This window comes from Acidicapsa ligni (assembly GCF_025685655.1).
GTDB classification, from domain to species: domain Bacteria; phylum Acidobacteriota; class Terriglobia; order Terriglobales; family Acidobacteriaceae; genus Acidicapsa; species Acidicapsa ligni.
On sequence record NZ_JAGSYG010000002.1, the window covers coordinates 38,461 to 55,086 of the forward strand.

Consider the following 16,626-nt stretch of genomic DNA (forward strand, 5'->3'; position numbering starts at 1 on the left):
TGCACGTGCCTAGCTCTAGCTTTGTTGCAGCGATTCTTCAGCGCGCAATGCAAGCCCGCGAGCTACGGAAGTAAACTCATTGCCGCTGCGGACGCGGTCCGCACCGAAGCGGCGCTCGAAGATACGCCGCACGGCAGGTACGAATGAAGTGCCACCGGTGAGAAAGACGCGGTCGACATTTTTATAGTTCACGCCTGTTGTTTGAAACAGCGAGTCGATGCAGTTTTCGAGCGATAGAAGATCGTCGGCGATCCATTCTTCAAACTCGGCGCGTGTTACCAGCTTGCGTAGATCGAGCGTTCCATCGATAAAGCGAAACTCGGCTGTCTCCGATTGCGATAGCTGATATTTCAGACGCTGCACGGCCTGATGTAACTGAAAGCCCAGGTCCTCATCGACCAGTGCAATTAAGGCTTCAATCTTGTCCGGTTCCATCGCTCGTGCCCGTGCGCTCTTGAGTATCTCGGTCACGTTGCGCGTGCGGAGAAAGGACAGATAATGCCAGCGTTCAAGATTGGCGTAGATCCACGCCGGCACCGCAGGCAGCATCTTGCTCGCGGGGTGAAGCAACGTGCCCGCGCCCAGTTCAGGAGAAACAAGCTTACGGACGATGCGTGCGTCGAATGTATCTCCTGCAAGACCAAGGCCGCTGTTACCCAGCAGATCCTCAGGCTTGCGGCCGCGGCGACGAATCCCCGGCCCTACATGCAGCAATGAGAAGTCGCTGGTGCCGCCGCCGAAGTCTCCGATGAGGATCAGTTCGTCGTGATCCAGCCCGGATTCATAGGCATAGGCTGCCGCGATTGGCTCCATCTCAAAGTCGATCTTGTCGTAGCCTGCAAGCGTAAAGGCGCGGCGCAAACGTTCAAGCGCGAATGCCTCATCCTGCTCTGTCTCCGCGCCAACGAAGCGCACGGGCCTGCCCACCATCGCATAACGCACAGGCGCCCCGAACTGGTGCTCGGCATTGGTGCGCAGATCGGTGAGGATACGCGAGATGAGATTTTCAAAGGCGTAGTGGCGGCCCAGAATTTCCGTTCCAGTAAGTGCGCTGCTGCTCAGGTAGCTTTTGAGCGACTGGATGAGACGGCCCTTTTTATCCGCGTCGAGATAATGCTCGATTGCGGCAGGCCCAGTCCATGAACCGATGCGCATGTGGCCATCCTGGCGCACGCGTTCCATGTAGAGGACGGACCGGAAGGACTCCGTCTCGCCATCGCGGCGAGGAAAGCGCACCAGCTCTACCTGTGCATCTCCACTGGCCGGTGCATTGACGATGCGGGCGATCGAGCTGTTGGTGGTGCCGAAGTCGATGCCGATCGCGGGGGCGTGATTTGGCGTTTGCCGCATCTACCCATTATTTCGCATTTGGGGCTATTCCCCCAACCTGTCCTTGTGGATGTGCTTTTCCTGCGATTATCTTCTCTCGCAGATCATAGTCCGCATCGCAATCCGAAACGGATCCGAGCGTCGGCATCTACAATGGAGTCCAGAGAATAAGTCCGCAAAGCGGGTTTCGGAAATGCATTTTTAAAATGCATATTTAGGAGAGATCACAATGATCATCGGAGTACCCAGAGAAATCAAGGATCACGAAGCACGCGTCGGAGTAACTCCGGCAGGCGCAAAGGCATTGATCGAGGCAGGACATACCGTACTTGTGGAAACCAATGCAGGGGCACAGTCCGGTTTTCCTGATCATGAATACCAGGATGCAGGAGCTGAAATCGTCGGCGAAGCCGGTCATGTCTGGGGTACTGCGGAGACGGTTGTCAAGGTAAAGGAGCCTGTCGAGAAGGAGTATGTTTACTTCCGCGAAGGTCTCGTTCTCTTCACCTATCTCCACCTTGCGCCACTGCCGACGCTGACCGACGCGCTGCTCAAGTCCAAGGTGATTGGCATCGCTTATGAGACAGTGCGCGACCGCGCGAACACGCTGCCGCTGCTCACTCCGATGAGCGAAGTCGCAGGCCGCATGAGTGTTCAGGTCGGGGCAACCTATCTGGAAAAAGAACGTGGCGGGCGCGGCATTCTGCTGGGCGGAGTTCCGGGCGTTCCTCCGGCAAATGTATGCATCATCGGTGGCGGAATTGTTGGCACCAATGCGGCCAAGATCGCTGTTGGCATGGGTGCGCATGTCACTCTTGTCGACATGAATCTCAATCGTCTGCGCGAGCTCGATGACATCTTCGGCGGACGAGTGCACACGCTCGCGTCCAACAGCTACAACGTAGGCCACGCAACACGCGAGGCCGATCTGGTGATTGGCGGAGTGCTGATTCCAGGTGCGACTGCGCCCAAGATCGTGACTCGCTCCATGGTGAGCAGAATGAAGAAGGGCTCGGTCATTGTGGATGTGGCAATCGATCAGGGCGGTTGTGTTGAGACTGCCCGGCCTACTTCACATTCCGATCCCTCGTATGTTGTCGATGGCGTGGTTCACTATTGCGTTACGAACATGCCGGGTGCGGTGCCGCATACGTCCACGCTGGGGCTTACGAACGCGACGTTCCCATACCTGATGCGCCTGGCAAATCTTGGCGCAGAGGCGGCTCTGAAGCAGGATGCCGGATTGGCTGAAGGGCTGAATGTGTTCAAAGGAACGCTGACGCATCAGGGCGTTGCTGAGTCGCAGGGGCGTGAGTGGACTGCGCCAGTTAGCGTATTAGCCTAGTTATGGAGTTATCTCCGCAGGCATCCCCTGCGGAGATAACTTGCTGGCCGTCGTTGCGTACCTGTTCCGTATTTATATCCGCTACCTGAACCGGCTATCCAAAACCGGTTATCCGCCACAGGATAACGCCTCTAGGCCTATAATTCCCGCATGCCCCTCTTTGGGAGTTCGAGGCGTCGCACCATTGCATTGCTGGCCGCTGGCGCGTTTGTTATCGCCGCTGCGTTGACGGCGTTACAGGCCTTCGATACCAGCCGTGTCCCGTTTCTGACGCCGCGAACGACATGGGACATTCTGCTCTTTTCCGGCATATCGGTTGTGGCCTTCCTGCTGCTGCTGCTACTGCTGATCCTGCTGATCCGGAACATTTTAAAGCTGTTTGTCGATCAGCGAAGCCGGGCGCTGGGGTCGCGGTTGCGTACGCGTCTCGTGATTGGGGCGGCACTGATTGCGCTCGCTCCTGCTGCGTTCATGTTTCTTTTCAGTCTTGGACTGATGAATCGCTCCGTCGATCGCTGGTTTTCACAGCCGACCGCGGAGCTGCGCGAGAACTCAACGCGGGTAGTTCTCGAACTGGCGCACTACGCTACTTCAAACGCGAGGCTTGAGGCGGAAGCGATTGCGGCTTCCGGCGCGCTCGACACCAATGCCACGACCGCAAATGCGGAGCTGCGTTCGCGGCGGATTACGCTGGAGGGCGGCTTCGTCGCGGTGTATGGGCCGGACAAGCAGGGAATTCTGGGGTATCAATTACCTGCTGAAGCAAGTCATCGCAGCCTGTTGCCGTGGCTCGATGATGGTAAAGCCGAGACAGTCGTCCTGCACGGTCCGGTCTTTGCCGATTTGCTCATGATTGCGCAGAGAAGCGATGAGCCAATTCTGATTGTCGATGGCGGCGATGAGAAGCGTGAGTATGCAACGAGCATTGCCGCTACGCCTGCAGGCCGATTGATTGTAGTGGGCCTGCCAATGCCGCAGGGGCTGAGCGAGACGGCAAGCCAGATCCGCATCGGCGCCAGTGAATACTGGACGTTGTTCCGGTCCCGCAACAGTATTCGAACGACCTTCTTCTTCGTGCTTTTGCTGATCACTGCGCTGGTGTTTTTCTCCAGCATGTGGCTGGCGCTTTTCCTGTCAAAACAAATCACGCGGCCCGTCGAGGCGTTGGCGGATGCCATGGATGAAATCGCTGACGGCCGCCTGGATAAACGTGTCGCTGTTGAATCAAGTGGCGAGATGGCTGAACTGGTAAGAGCTTTTAACCACATGGCGCAGGATCTTGAGACCAGTCGCCACATGGCCGAGAGTTCTCGCGAGCAGCTTTCTGCTGCCAACCAGGCTCTTGAAGAGCGTCGCCGCGAGTTGGAGACGATTCTTGAAACCATCCCCAGTGGCGTGGTTACGCTCGATAAAAATGGCGCGATTCTGCTGGCGAATCGCGCGTTCGCCGCGCTCATGGGACTTGATGGTGGACGTGGCGAAGAGAGTCATCTGAGCGGCCGGAAGATCGATACATTATTCCCTGCCGATTGCAGCGACGATCTTGCGCGTGTTATCCGCCGCAGTTATCGTATGGGCGCAGCGTCCACCGAGGTTGAGACAACAGCTCTCGGGCGAGCCGTGCACCTGGCTGTTACAAGCGCACGCCTGGAGCTTGGGCCTGGCAAGCAAGGCGCAGTGCTCGTGGTTGAAGACACCACGGAGCTGCTGCGTGCGCAACGCCAGTTGGCATGGAAGGAAGTTGCCCAGCGTGTCGCGCATGAGATCAAGAATCCACTTACGCCCATTGCGCTTTCAGCCGAACGGATTCGCAAACATCTCGATCGCGCAACGGATGATTCTCCCAGCGTGATTCGCAAGTGCAGCGAAGTTATTCTTGGCTGCGTCGGCACACTCCGTACGCTGGTTGACCAATTCGCAGCGCTGGCACAGTTCCCCGCACCACAGCCTCGTCCATGCGATATGAATCAGATACTCGAGGACGCCATGTTGCTGTTCTCCGGGCGCATGGAGGGGATTACGATTCGACAGACACTGGAGCCGGGTCTTCCGCCGGTTATGGCTGATCCCGATGCTGTAAAGCGTGCGCTGGCGAACCTGATCGACAACGCAGCAGAGGCCATGCAGACGAGCCTTCTGCGCGTGCTCACCGTCACCACGGCGCTTAGCGAGGATGGAAGTTCAGTCGAAGTTGCCGTATCTGACACCGGTCATGGACTGACGGATGAGATTCGCGAACGCCTGTTCCTGCCCTTCTATTCGACCAAGCAGCGTGGCACCGGCCTTGGCCTTTCGATTGCGGCCAAGATTGCGCAGGAACATCACGGCTCAATCCGCGCAGAGACGAATGCGCCCAAGGGAGCGCGCTTCCTGTTATGCCTGCCGGTGATGGAGGGTTCGGTGATGAATGGCCGCACTGTCCTGACCATGCAGGCTAACCGCGAGATCAGACAAGAGAACAAACTGGATCAGAACAAACCGGCTCAGAGCAAACTGGCTCAGAACGAGCAGGGCCAGAGCGAGCCGAATCAGGACGAGCCGGAAACGATAGTAGCTGCATCCAACACACTACGATGAATCACATTCTGATAGTTGACGACGAGGCCGAGATTCGCGCTTCACTCGAAGAGATTCTGCGTGAAGAGGGATACGGCGTAGCATCCACAGGAAGTGCGGCCGAGGCCATCACTTTACTCCAGGATGCGCCATACGATGTTGTGCTGCTCGATATCTGGCTTCCCGATCGAGACGGCCTCGATGTGCTTGGGGATGTGCATGCGCTGGCTGCTGAAAGCAGACCCGAGGTGGTGATCATCTCTGGCCATGGAACCATCGAGACAGCGGTGAAAGCGACTAAGCTGGGAGCATACGATTTTCTCGAAAAGCCGCTCTCTCTGGATCGCACACTGATCGTTCTCAAGAACGCTGTCGAAGCGCGGCGGATGCGTCGAGACAATCTTGAATTCAAAAGGCAGTTCTCTGCGCAGAGTATTCTCACCGGTGAAAGTATTTCTGCCAAGGCGCTTCGCCAGCAGATTCGGCTCATGGCTCCGACGAATGGGCGCGTGTTGATCTACGGAGAATCAGGCACGGGCAAGGAGCTGATCGCGCGAGCTATTCATGCGGAAAGCTTGCGTCGTGACAGTGTTTTTGTTGAGTTGAACTGCGCCGCTATTCCCGAGGCGCATATTGAAGCGGAGCTGTTCGGCTATCGTCATGGCTCGCATCCGACTGGGCTGGCCGGCACGCCATCTGAAAAGCGCGGAACACTGGAACGCGCCGATGGCGGAACCTTGTTTCTCGACGAAGTCGGCGACATGAGCCTCAAGACCCAGGCCAAAGTGCTCTCGGCGATTGATGACCAGTTGTTTACGCCTGTCGGAGGAACGCAACCGATTCGCGTCGATGTGCGCGTGATTGCAGCGACGAACAAGAATCTGGAAGAGGAAATTCTCAAGGGCAACTTCCGTGAGGATCTCTTCTATCGTCTGAATGTCGTGCCGTTTTCCGTGCCTCCGCTGCGGGAGCGCAAGCAGGATATTCCTCCGCTGGTGCGTGAGTTTTTACGTGAATTTGGCCGCCAGTACGGACGGCCGCGCATGGAGGTGAGCGAAGAGGCATTGGATGCTCTTGCGCATCATTCGTGGCCGGGAAACGTGCGCGAACTCAAGAATCTCGTCGAGCGAATACTGATTCTCAATCCGCGAGCGCTGCGTATCGAACGCAAGCATCTGCCGCCACTGACGCAACGCTCCAATGCTCGCAGCGCAGATGATTTTTCAACACTGCAGCAGGCCCGCGACGCTTACGAGCGCGACTACATTCAAAAGAAATTGGAAGAGGCGAAGGCAAATGTCAGCCGTGCGGCTGAACTGCTGGGCCTGGAGCGGAGCCATCTTTATCGCAAGATGAAGGCGCTGGGAATCAGCGTCAGGGAATAGCCACGCCGATCAATTTGGCGCGATCTACCTGGCGTCCAGTGGCACGATCGCGGATTCGTTCACGCCCGCTCGCGGGTTCACTTGAAAATCCCAGACAGTTGCGTTCATGTCTTTTGCGGAGAGAATTTCTACCAGCGCATATTCTCCTATGGTCAGCGGCTCTTTTGGCTTGAGCTTCAGCCAGTGTTTGCCGGGCATAACCTCGACCGTCGCCGGAATCACATTCTCGTCCTGCGTGATATCGCCGTTCACGCTTACGTGTACCGTCCCGACGATGCGAACAGCCTTGCGCTCGCTCACACGAACAATCGCGAAACCGGAAGTTGCCGAAGTGGCGCCGCGTTTCGGATGGGGAACTGCGCTTGCGCCTTTCGTATCCACGGTGATGGCGTGGGAAACGATCTCATCCGCATCATCGCGCGTGTCGAGGGAGAGATAAATCGTCGGCTCATTGACGTGCAAGTGGATCTTTGCGGATGTTCCTTCGAGTTCGACGCGTGCTGTCTGCCCCTGCAGAGGCAATATCGATCGGACGCCATGCTGGCGAGCCATTTGCAGGTCTCCGGTGGAGGGAACAATCTCTACCAGTTGGGGCGTGCCAAGGTACTCGTCGAGGATGAAGACGCCATCCTGATCGGGCAGGTTCAACCCAGGGGAAACCTCGGGCCTTCGGTCCTTTTGTGCCCTGCGCAGGTCGGCCTCTTCTTTATCCAGCTCAGCCGCCTCTTTCATCGCGGGGGAGGGTTCATTCACAAGCTGATCCTGATTTTGCTCCCATTTTTTCGTGGCGGCCCAATCGACCAGGTCGTACGGCAGCTCTTCCCAATCGCCGCCGCGTTCGACCGAGATATAGCGCACGCGGTTGCCGACAACCTCATATTTGCGCACAATCTGGTAGTTGCCGTCTTTCAGGATCAGGCGATGGTTGATCTGAACTCCCGGAGTCTCCGGTTTGAGTGGCAGAGGAGTCTTCTTAGGCGGGTCCGAATCCTGCACCCAGCCGTTTAGCGCCCGGCAGGGCTGGGAAACCGATAGCAAGGCCAGCAGCACCGTTCCGGCGATCAGCAGCGTCGCCGCGCCCCGGATCTTCCCCCGTGATTTGGGCGGCCAATACATCGAACGCCAGTTTAGACCATGTGCGGCGTTCTTTGTTATGGGATCAATTTTAGATGTCTGTTCTTTAGTTTCTCTGCCAAGTCAGTTACCCCGTCCGGTGAAACCTGTGTATTCTTTAAACAGAACTGTAATCTTATGCCAACCATCCGACAGCCGCGAAGAGCAGGGGAGCGCAAGCCATGGGCTGTGCGTTCTACCACGCTTGTCTGTTTGCTGCTGCTGGCACTCCTTACGTTCATCCAGGTCGCCCACGTTCATACCGTAGCGGCCGACGCGGACCACTGCCCCATCTGCGTGGTAATGCATGCGGCGACACCTGTTGCTGCTGCGGCTCCGGCGATTGTTTTTGTGGTTACGCTCGGCTCGGTGCCGGTGCCGGTGGTGCATTCCGTATCGCGCCCGTGGCACTACACCTTGTTTAATAGACCCCCTCCAGCACAATCCTGAAAGATGCTCCGATTGACCGCAAGCTCGTCTTCAATTGCGGTTTAGCCCTTGCATATCTGACTTTTTTGGGGAGGTTGTTCTATGCCGTTTACTCGCGGCCTTATATCTCGTTTCTTTGCTCTTTTAGTATTCGTCCTTACTGCTTCGTCGCTGTTTGCCCAGTCTGGTGGCAACTCAGGCATCGTTTTCGGTACTGTGACGGATGGATCCGGCGCAGTTGTCGTAGGCGCCAAGGTAGTGATTCAAAACCCTGTCAGCGGTTATTTGCGGACGGTCGCTACCGACAGCACAGGCAAGTATGTTTTTTCTAACCTGCCCTTCAATCCTTATCATCTGACCATTTCCGCCTCTGGCTTTAGCCCCTACACGCGCGACGTGGATGTACGCTCAACCGTTGGTGTCACCCTAACCGACAACCTCTCGGCAGGCGGTGGAGCAACGACGATCAAGGTCGAAGCGAACGATCTTTTGGAGAATGACTCGACTTTCCACACCGATGTGGATCGCGGCCTGTTCCAAAAGCTCCCGCTGGAGAGCCAATCGTCTTCACTCAGCTCGTTGGTGACGATGTCGTCTCCTGGCGTGGCAGCGGACTCCAATGGACTCTTTCACGGGCTTGGCGATCATGCCTCGAACTCGTTTTCAGTCGATGGGCAGCCGATCACCGATCAGCAAAGCAAGGTATTTTCCAACCAGATTCCGTCGAATTCCGTGCAGTCGATTGAAGTGATCTCGGGTGCGCCTCCGGCAGAGTTCGGTGGTAAAACCAGCCTCGTCATCCAGGTGACAACGCGTTCCGGCCAGGGTGTTTCGACGCCGACGGGCAGTGTTACCAGCTCCTACGGTACATTTGGATCGGCAACCGGTGCGATCGACCTGAGCTACGGTGGCAAAAACTGGGGCAACTTCATCGAGATTGACGGCTTGAATACCGGTCGCTTCCTCGATCCGCCGGAGTTCAAGGTCTTCCACGACAAGGGCAACGAAGAGAATGTCTTTGACCGCGTAGATCGCAACTTTACGGACAAGGATGCGGTTCACGTAAATTTCAATTACAGCCGTTCCTGGTTTCAGACACCGAACGCGTTTGACAATTTGAATGTATCGAACGTGGTGAGTGGTGGAACAACGGCGAACCCCGTCCTGGGCAACGTTGGCGATGCAGATCAACGGTCTCAGATCGGCACCTTTGACATCGCGCCAACCTACACGCGCGTTCTCAATAATTACGCGGTATTCAACTTTGGCCCCTATGTACGCCGGGATGCCTATAACTACTATCCTAGCGGCAACCCATTAGCCGATCTCGGACCGGCCAATCTGCAGACCTCGTCCATCAGCCAGTTCCGGACGCTGACCAATGCCGGCGTTCACACGGACGTCTCTTACTCGCGCGGAATCAACGTCATCAAGATAGGCGCGAATTACTCGCAGACTTTCCTGCGGGAGAACGACAGCCTGGGCATCGTAGATCCTACGTACGAGTTCAGCGCACCCTGCGTCGATGCGAATGGCAACCCTGTGGCCGGTTTCTCGACCCCCGGAATCTGCGGAGCCAACAGCGCTAATCCGAATTATCTTTCTGTCCTAGCGCCCTATGATTTGACGCGTGGCGGCAGCAACTACAACTACGCCGGCCGTACCGATGTGAAGGAGATTGCGCTTTACGCGCAGGATCAAATCACGGCGGGTAACTGGCTCTTCAACCTCGGTATTCGCGGTGATCTCTATAACGGATTGACGATTGCTCGTCAGGCCGAGCCGCGTGTGGGTGTTTCTTACAAGATCAAGCAATCCAGCACGGTACTGCGCGTCTCGTATGCCCGCACTCTTGAAACCCCGTTCAACGAGAACCTGGTGCTTTCGAGCCAGGGATGTTCGAATGCCGTACTGAACCCGCTGCTGCTTTGCAGCCCTGGTGCGACTGGAACATTGGAGCCCGGCTTCCGCAATGAGTTCCATGCGGGCTTGCAACAGGCTTTCGGCAAGAACCTGGTCATCAGCGGCGACTATATCTGGAAGTACACGCACAATGCTTTCGATTTCAGCGTACTCGGCAATACGCCGATTACCTTCCCGATCGATTGGCACAACTCCAAGATCCCTGGATACGCGATTCGTGCGGATGTCCCGAGCTTCCACAACATTTCAGCCTTCGTGGTCATGTCATCCGTCGCGGCACGCTTCTTCCCGCCACAGACGGCTGGTGCAGGAGCTGCACCTGGCAATAGCAACTTGCCCTTCCGCATCGACCACGACGAAAAGTTCAACGAGACGACCCACGTGCAGTACCAGGTTCCTGAGAAGCTGGGCAAGGTTAACGCACCGTGGATCGGCTTTAACTGGCGCTTTGACAGCGGTCTGACGGCTGGCTCTGTGCCTTGCTACAACAACACCGGCGATCCGAACAGCCCTTGCGGTGCCTCGGCATTGCCCAATGGCACTCCGGCTATTGATCTCAGCGGTCTAACGGCAGATGAGCAGTTCCAGGCAGGGTTGACCTGCAATGGTATGCGCGCTACGCCGACCCAGGCGATTGAGTATCAGGGCACGAGCCTGTGCCCGGCCAATCTGCTCACCTCGAAGCTGGTTCAGATTCCCGCTCCGAACACGGAGAACGACGACAAGAACCCTCCACGCATTGCACCGCGTAACGTGTTTGACGCCTCCATTGGCGAGGACAACCTCTTCAATGGCGATAAGAACCGGTGGAGCCTGCGCCTTTCCGCCGTCAACCTCTCCAACAAATACGCTCTTTACAACTTTCTCTCCACCTTCAGCGGCACGCACTATCTAACACCGCGTGCGATGACGGCGGAGCTTGGGTTCCACTTCTAAAACAGAAATCTCTCATTCGGGCCTGCGGCAGGAACTCCTGCCGCAGGCCTTTTCCGTTTTGCCCCTTCCATCTGGGCCGCCAATCTGCCATACTTGATCGTGCCCCACCTGTACGGCCAATCTCAACAATCCAATCAAGAGGTCGCAGCAATGTCGGCAAAGTACATCTTTGTGACGGGCGGAGTCGTGTCCAGTTTAGGCAAGGGGCTCGCCGCAGCCTCCATCGGTTGCCTGCTGGAAAGTCGTGGTCTCAAGGTCAATCTGATGAAGTTTGACCCCTATTTGAACGTGGACCCTGGCACGATGTCGCCCTTCCAGCACGGTGAGGTCTTCGTCACCGATGACGGCGCCGAAACAGACCTCGATCTCGGTCACTACGAACGGTTTACGCACGCGCATCTCAGCCGTGAGAACAACCTGACGACCGGCCGCATCTACGAGCAGATCATCCTCAAAGAACGCCGCGGCGACTATCTGGGCAAGACCGTTCAGGTGATTCCGCACGTTACCAATGAAATCAAGAACGCCATGCGCAAAGTGGCGTCGCACGGAGCCGATGTCGTCATCGTCGAGATTGGCGGCACGGTCGGCGATATCGAATCGCTGCCGTTCCTCGAAGCCATCCGCCAGATGCGACAGGAACTGGGCCGCGAGAATACCGTTTTCGTCCACGTGACTCTCGTGCCGTGGATTGCTGCCGCACAGGAACTGAAAACCAAGCCCACGCAGCATTCCGTGAAGGAACTGCTCTCCATCGGCATTCAGGCCGATATTCTGCTTTGCCGCACGGATCGCTATCTGGCCCGCGATATGAAGTCCAAAATCGCAGCCTTCTGCAACGTCGAGGAGCGCGCTGTCGTTACGGCAAAAGATGTGCAGTCCATCTATGAGTGCCCGTTGGTCTTCGCAGAAGAAGGCGTCGATGCCCTGGCCCTGAAGTATCTGCACCTCGACGCTCCCGAACCGGAACTGACGAAGTGGAAGGATATCGTTCATCGCGCCTACAACCCCAGGGACACCGTATCCATCGCCATCGTAGGCAAGTACGTAGAGTATGAAGACAGCTACAAATCGCTCAAGGAAGCGCTGGTGCATGGCGCTCTGGCTCACAATCTCAAGCTGAGCGTTACCTGGATTGAGGCCGAAGGGCTGGAGTCGAACGAGGCAGGCGAGGCCTCTTACGAGCAGCAATTACAGGGCTTTGACGGCATTCTCGTGCCGGGCGGTTTTGGCAAGCGCGGCATTGAAGGCATGTTGAATGCGATTCGTTACGCGCGAGAGAATAAAGTTCCGTACTTCGGCATTTGCCTCGGTATGCAGACTGCCTGTATTGAATTCGCGCGCAATGTTTGTGGCCTCAAGGCAGCTAACTCCAGCGAGTTCGATCCCTCCACCGAGCATCGCGTCATCTACAAGCTGCGCGAGTTGCTGGGCGTAGAAGAGATGGGCGGAACCATGCGTCTGGGCGCGTGGGAGTGCGTCCTGCAGCCGGATTCGCTTGCATTCAAAGCCTATGGCACTACCGAGATCAGCGAACGCCATCGCCACCGCTACGAATTCAACCGCGAATACGAAGCGCTGTTGACCGGCGGAGGCTTGCGCCTCACGGGTACGACGCCTGACGCGACCTATGTTGAGATCGTCGAGATCCCGGATCATCCATTCTTCCTCGGTTGCCAGTTTCATCCAGAGTTCAAGTCGAAGCCGCTTGAGCCGCATCCCTTGTTCCGCGATTTTGTGGCAGCAAGTTACGCCAATCGCCTTTCCAGCGGAGCCAGACAGGCCGCTGAATCCGGCGCACAGAAATCGGAGTAGGCAGAGATTACGATGAAACATACCTTTGAAATTGGTCCAGTGCTGGTAGGTGCGGGCGAGCTTTTTCTGATCGCCGGACCTTGTGTGATCGAGTCTGAGGCGCATGTGCGCAAGATGGCCGACGCGATTCAGAAGATCACCTCGGACCTCGGCGTTCCGTACATCTTCAAAGCCAGCTACGACAAGGCAAATCGCACTTCGGTGAAGAGCTTTCGCGGCCCCGGCATTGTCGAGGGCACGCGGATTCTCCGTGCCGTAGCCGAAGCGACCGGCCTGCCCGTTTTGACCGATGTGCATGAAGCAGGGCACTGCGAAATCGCCGCCGAAGCTGTCGATGTTTTGCAGATTCCGGCGTTTCTCTGCCGCCAGACGGACCTGCTCGTAGCGGCTGGCAAAACCGGCCGTGCAGTCAACATCAAAAAAGGCCAGTTCGTTGCGCCCTGGGATATGCAATATCCAGTCGAAAAGACCAGATCGACGGGCAATGAACGTGTTTTTCTCACCGAGCGCGGAGCCAGCTTCGGCTACAACAACCTGGTGGTCGATTTCCGCTCTTTCCCGGTCATGAGAGAGTTCGGGCCCATTGTCTTCGACGGCACTCATTCGGTCCAGCAGCCCTCGGCAGCGAACGGCGTCAGCGGCGGTCAGCCGGAGTTCATTCCTCTGCTGGCTCGCGCGGCGGTGGCAGCCGGAGTTGACGGCCTCTTTCTCGAAGTTCACGATGACCCGGCGAATGCCAAATCCGACGGCGCAAATGCACTCGACCTGAAGAATCTCAAGCCGCTCCTGGAGAAGTTGTTGGCCATTCACGCCGCGGCAAAGTAGACCGGCCCGAGGTGATTCAGTCATAGGTTGCGTACCCACAATTTAATCCAGACAGCCCGTGCTGGTAGGATTTCGGGTATGTCGGCACCTATAAATCGCGCGTTTGTACGGCTTGGATCGTATTCTGCCGTTGCTGTCTTTAGCTCTATTACTTTCCTTCTCTGTTCGCCTATGTGCTCGCCTCTATCAGCGCAGGAGAAGCCTGCCAAAGAGCGCGTTGAAGAGGTGCTTAAGGGCATGAGGCGCGGTCATGGCGTGGGGCCGGTGGCCGTCTCACCCGATGGCTCCCTGCTGGCCTTCGTGCGCCCCAGCAAAGATGGCTCGCAGATTGAGCTGGCTCCCTTTGCCGATCCCTCGAAAACTACGCGCATCACTGCCGCCAAAAAGGACGATGCGAAGTGTGGAGAGAGCATGGTCGCCTGGTCTCCTGATTCGCGCCATCTGGCTTTCGTCGGCGACTGCCTGAGCAGTGAAGGTCAAAGCAATCCGGATGATGTTTTTATAGCCACCATCAACGGCGATTTGGCCAAAGGCAAGATCAAAGCTGATGTCCAGCGGCTCACCGAGGCAAGGGGCGAAGTCGGCTTCCCGACCTTTTCTCCCGATGGATCTCACATCGCTTTCCTCTATGTAGAAGGCGCAACCCGCGCCGCCGGAGCCCTGGCCGCGATGAAGCCCTGGGCAGGCGTCATTGGTGAAGATGGCGTTGAAATCCAGCGCGTTGCTGTCATCGACGCCACGGCACACAAAGCCAGCACGCCGCAGCAGGCAACTCCTGCAAACCTGCATGTGTATGAATTTGACTGGTCGCCGGATTCGAAATCACTCGCTTATGTTGCAGCGAATCCGCCGGGAGAAAACAACTGGTGGGTTGCCAAGCTATACACGCAGGCTCTCGGTGCGGAGCCGAAGGCAATTCTCGCTCCGTCTGAAGTCGCAGGCGCGCTGCATGGATTGCAGATCGCGGTGCCCCGTTGGTCTCCGAACGGCGAAAAGATCGCGTTCATCGGCGGCCTGATGAGCGACCAGGGATCGACCGGCGGCGACGTCTGGACCATCCAGTCCGACGGTAGCAATCTGACGAATGTAACTCCAGAACGAAAAGCCAGTCCCGCATGGATCACCTGGGCCTCCGACTCAAAGCTGTTCCTCAGCGAGCTGGCTGGCGGCAACGCCCAGTTGGTGAGCCTAGACCTGGGCGCGGGCGGTGGCACTTTTTCGGCGCCGGTTTATAGTTTCCCCGGTTCCGCTGGCGATGGCCGCCTGGAGCTGAGCCTCTCTACCACCAAAGATCATTCGGTCTTCGTATTCAATGCGAGTTCGTTCGAACACGCCGTAGAAACCTATGCCGCCAGGCCTGGCGCGGCGACGATCACCAGTGTCGCCGGTTTGCAGCAACTGTCGCATCTCAACGACGGCATCGAGCCCGCCTGGGGAAAAGTGCAATCCCTCCGTTGGCAGAATGAAGGCTTCGATGTGCAGGGTTGGCTGCATTTTCCAGTGGGCTATGATCCGGCAAAGAAGTATGCCCTCATCGTGCTGGTACACGGTGGGCCAGCCGCAGCCGCAACTGCGCGCTGGGGTGGTGGCAGTCTGAGTGCTGCTGCGTTTTCAGCGCTTGGATACTTCGTTCTCGAACCGAACCCGCGCGGCAGCTTTGGCCAGGGAGAGGCGTTCACGGCAGCCAATCGCAAGGACTTCGGTTATGGCGATCTGCGTGACATTCTCGCCGGAGTGGATACAGTCGTTGCCAAATACCCCGTGGACTCGGCGCGTGTCGGGCTCACCGGTTGGAGCTACGGCGGATTCATGACCATGTTCGCTGTGACCCAGACCAATCGTTTCAAGGCCGCCGTTGCAGGCGCAGGTATCTCGGACTGGGAGAGCTATTACGGGGAAAACTCAATCGACCAGTGGATGACTCCCTACTTTGGCACGTCGGTCTACAAAGACCCAGCGGTCTACGCGAAAAGCTCGGCGATTAATTTCATCGAAAAGGTGAAGACGCCGACGCTGGCCGTAGTTGGCGATCGCGATGGGGAATGCCCCGCTCCGCAATCCTTCGAGTTCTGGCATGCCCTGCGCGATCAGCATGTGCCTACGCAACTGGTGGTCTATCCAAACGAGGGTCACGGGTTTGTCGATCCCGAGCATCGTACGGATGTGATGGTGCGAGCAATCGACTGGTTTGCAAAATACATGCCCGCCAGCGAATAAGAAATTCGCCGCAGGTTGGCGCTCAGCTTTTGTGATTATGGAGTCCGGACAGCGATGGGAAGTTTTTCGCTCTCCGGACTTTCCGTTTTTTCAACGACAACATTTCCTTCTACATCGCGACGTTGTAGCTTGCGAAACGAGACCAGTCCATCTGCCGCGCAAACCATCTGCCACAGTTCGCCGGTAGATTGATTGAGTAGAAATGTATGGACCTGCAATCCGTGGTTCGTCTTGTGGGCCGCGGAGTAGACAATCTCATAGTGCATGGCAGGAGCCGCAGGCCTGGCATCGTTCCCCGCAGGAGGCTTGGCTCCTGCAGCGTCTTGAAACGGCCTGCACGTAGCGAAGAGCGCCATCGAAAGTACCGCCAGGGCCAGGAAGATATAAGAAAAATTGGCAGCAGCCTTGATCTTCCAGATTCGCTTCGGGCGGCTGTCCCACTCCTCTTGTGTCGCTGTCTCCAGGTTTTTGACGGTGACGTTTGGGTCGGGGAGACCTTTGTCGGCAACGCAAAGATAACGATCCAGCATGGCGGGCACAGCAAGAGCGCAGAGAGCGGACAAGGCCAGAAGTCCAACCGTTACGATGACGATGCAAGTTGCAAAGAACGACAGATGCGCTTCGAGCAGCTTGGATGAGGCTGCTCCGATAAAGGCAAGCAGTGCGGCGCAAACTGCGACAACTGTTTTGGAGTAGTCATTGATGACCATCCATCGGTTCGGCGGCTCCCCGGGATGCTTTTCCGGCATACGC

At 57.1% G+C, this 16,626-nt stretch carries 11 protein-coding genes; 8 read left to right on the forward strand and 3 right to left on the reverse strand.

What is annotated here, in order from left to right:
- Window positions 1–15: 15 nt before the first annotated feature.
- A complete protein-coding gene (locus OHL19_RS06615; protein WP_263356854.1) occupies window positions 16–1,350 on the reverse strand; it encodes an Hsp70 family protein in 1,335 nt (444 codons plus the stop codon).
- Between the two features lie 208 nt (window positions 1,351–1,558).
- Here OHL19_RS06615 and ald point away from each other — a divergent pair, with 208 nt between their 5' ends.
- The 3 genes from ald (at window position 1,559) to OHL19_RS06630 (ending at window position 6,615) form a co-directional block, all read left to right on the forward strand.
- Window positions 1,559–2,674 (forward strand): alanine dehydrogenase, encoded by a 1,116-nt coding sequence (gene ald, locus OHL19_RS06620; RefSeq protein WP_263356855.1) that lies wholly within the window; start codon window positions 1,559–1,561, stop codon window positions 2,672–2,674.
- 150 nt (window positions 2,675–2,824) lie between these two features.
- Complete coding sequence (locus OHL19_RS06625) at window positions 2,825–5,251, forward strand: sensor histidine kinase (protein ID WP_263356856.1); 2,427 nt, start codon at window positions 2,825–2,827, stop codon at window positions 5,249–5,251.
- Window positions 5,248–6,615, forward strand: a complete 1,368-nt coding sequence (locus OHL19_RS06630; RefSeq protein WP_263356857.1) for a sigma-54-dependent transcriptional regulator — start codon at window positions 5,248–5,250, stop codon at window positions 6,613–6,615. Before OHL19_RS06625 ends, OHL19_RS06630 begins: the two co-directional genes overlap by 4 nt.
- A gap of 24 nt (window positions 6,616–6,639) precedes the next feature.
- On the opposite strand, the gene OHL19_RS06635 is transcribed toward OHL19_RS06630, so the two are convergent.
- The gene (locus OHL19_RS06635) at window positions 6,640–7,731 is read right to left on the reverse strand and encodes a hypothetical protein (RefSeq protein WP_263356858.1); all 1,092 of its coding nucleotides are present in this window, start codon (window positions 7,729–7,731) and stop codon (window positions 6,640–6,642) included.
- Between the two features lie 135 nt (window positions 7,732–7,866).
- On the opposite strand from OHL19_RS06635, the gene OHL19_RS06640 reads away from it, so the two are divergent.
- The 5 genes from OHL19_RS06640 (at window position 7,867) to OHL19_RS06660 (ending at window position 15,873) form a co-directional block, all read left to right on the forward strand.
- The gene (locus OHL19_RS06640) at window positions 7,867–8,178 is read left to right on the forward strand and encodes a hypothetical protein (RefSeq protein ID WP_263356859.1); all 312 of its coding nucleotides are present in this window, start codon (window positions 7,867–7,869) and stop codon (window positions 8,176–8,178) included.
- A gap of 81 nt (window positions 8,179–8,259) precedes the next feature.
- Window positions 8,260–11,016 carry a TonB-dependent receptor gene (locus tag OHL19_RS06645; RefSeq protein WP_263356860.1) on the forward strand — a complete coding sequence of 919 codons (2,757 nt, stop codon included), beginning with the start codon at window positions 8,260–8,262 and terminating at the stop codon, window positions 11,014–11,016.
- Window positions 11,017–11,166: 150 nt separating this feature from the next.
- On the forward strand, window positions 11,167–12,831 hold the full coding sequence (locus OHL19_RS06650; protein WP_263356861.1) for a CTP synthase: 1,665 nt from the start codon (window positions 11,167–11,169) through the stop codon (window positions 12,829–12,831).
- 12 nt (window positions 12,832–12,843) lie between these two features.
- Window positions 12,844–13,656: a 3-deoxy-8-phosphooctulonate synthase gene (kdsA, locus tag OHL19_RS06655; RefSeq protein WP_263356862.1), complete on the forward strand. Its 813-nt coding sequence runs from the start codon at window positions 12,844–12,846 to the stop codon at window positions 13,654–13,656.
- A gap of 78 nt (window positions 13,657–13,734) precedes the next feature.
- On the forward strand, window positions 13,735–15,873 hold the full coding sequence (locus OHL19_RS06660) for a S9 family peptidase (protein WP_263356863.1): 2,139 nt from the start codon (window positions 13,735–13,737) through the stop codon (window positions 15,871–15,873).
- A gap of 35 nt (window positions 15,874–15,908) precedes the next feature.
- Here the strand turns inward: OHL19_RS06660 and OHL19_RS06665 are convergent, their stop codons facing one another.
- Window positions 15,909–16,622: a hypothetical protein gene (locus OHL19_RS06665; RefSeq protein WP_263356864.1), complete on the reverse strand. Its 714-nt coding sequence runs from the start codon at window positions 16,620–16,622 to the stop codon at window positions 15,909–15,911.
- Between the last annotated feature and the right edge of the window lie 4 nt (window positions 16,623–16,626).

Coding starts and splice junctions, on each gene's coding strand:
- OHL19_RS06615 (WP_263356854.1), bottom strand. CDS start 1,350: ATGCGGCAAACGCCAAATCACGCCCCCGCGATCGGCATCGACTTCGGC.
- ald (WP_263356855.1), top strand. CDS start 1,559: ATGATCATCGGAGTACCCAGAGAAATCAAGGATCACGAAGCACGCGTC.
- OHL19_RS06625 (WP_263356856.1), top strand. CDS start 2,825: ATGCCCCTCTTTGGGAGTTCGAGGCGTCGCACCATTGCATTGCTGGCC.
- OHL19_RS06630 (WP_263356857.1), top strand. CDS start 5,248: ATGAATCACATTCTGATAGTTGACGACGAGGCCGAGATTCGCGCTTCA.
- OHL19_RS06635 (WP_263356858.1), bottom strand. CDS start 7,731: ATGTATTGGCCGCCCAAATCACGGGGGAAGATCCGGGGCGCGGCGACG.
- OHL19_RS06640 (WP_263356859.1), top strand. CDS start 7,867: ATGCCAACCATCCGACAGCCGCGAAGAGCAGGGGAGCGCAAGCCATGG.
- OHL19_RS06645 (WP_263356860.1), top strand. CDS start 8,260: ATGCCGTTTACTCGCGGCCTTATATCTCGTTTCTTTGCTCTTTTAGTA.
- OHL19_RS06650 (WP_263356861.1), top strand. CDS start 11,167: ATGTCGGCAAAGTACATCTTTGTGACGGGCGGAGTCGTGTCCAGTTTA.
- kdsA (WP_263356862.1), top strand. CDS start 12,844: ATGAAACATACCTTTGAAATTGGTCCAGTGCTGGTAGGTGCGGGCGAG.
- OHL19_RS06660 (WP_263356863.1), top strand. CDS start 13,735: ATGTCGGCACCTATAAATCGCGCGTTTGTACGGCTTGGATCGTATTCT.
- OHL19_RS06665 (WP_263356864.1), bottom strand. CDS start 16,622: ATGCCGGAAAAGCATCCCGGGGAGCCGCCGAACCGATGGATGGTCATC.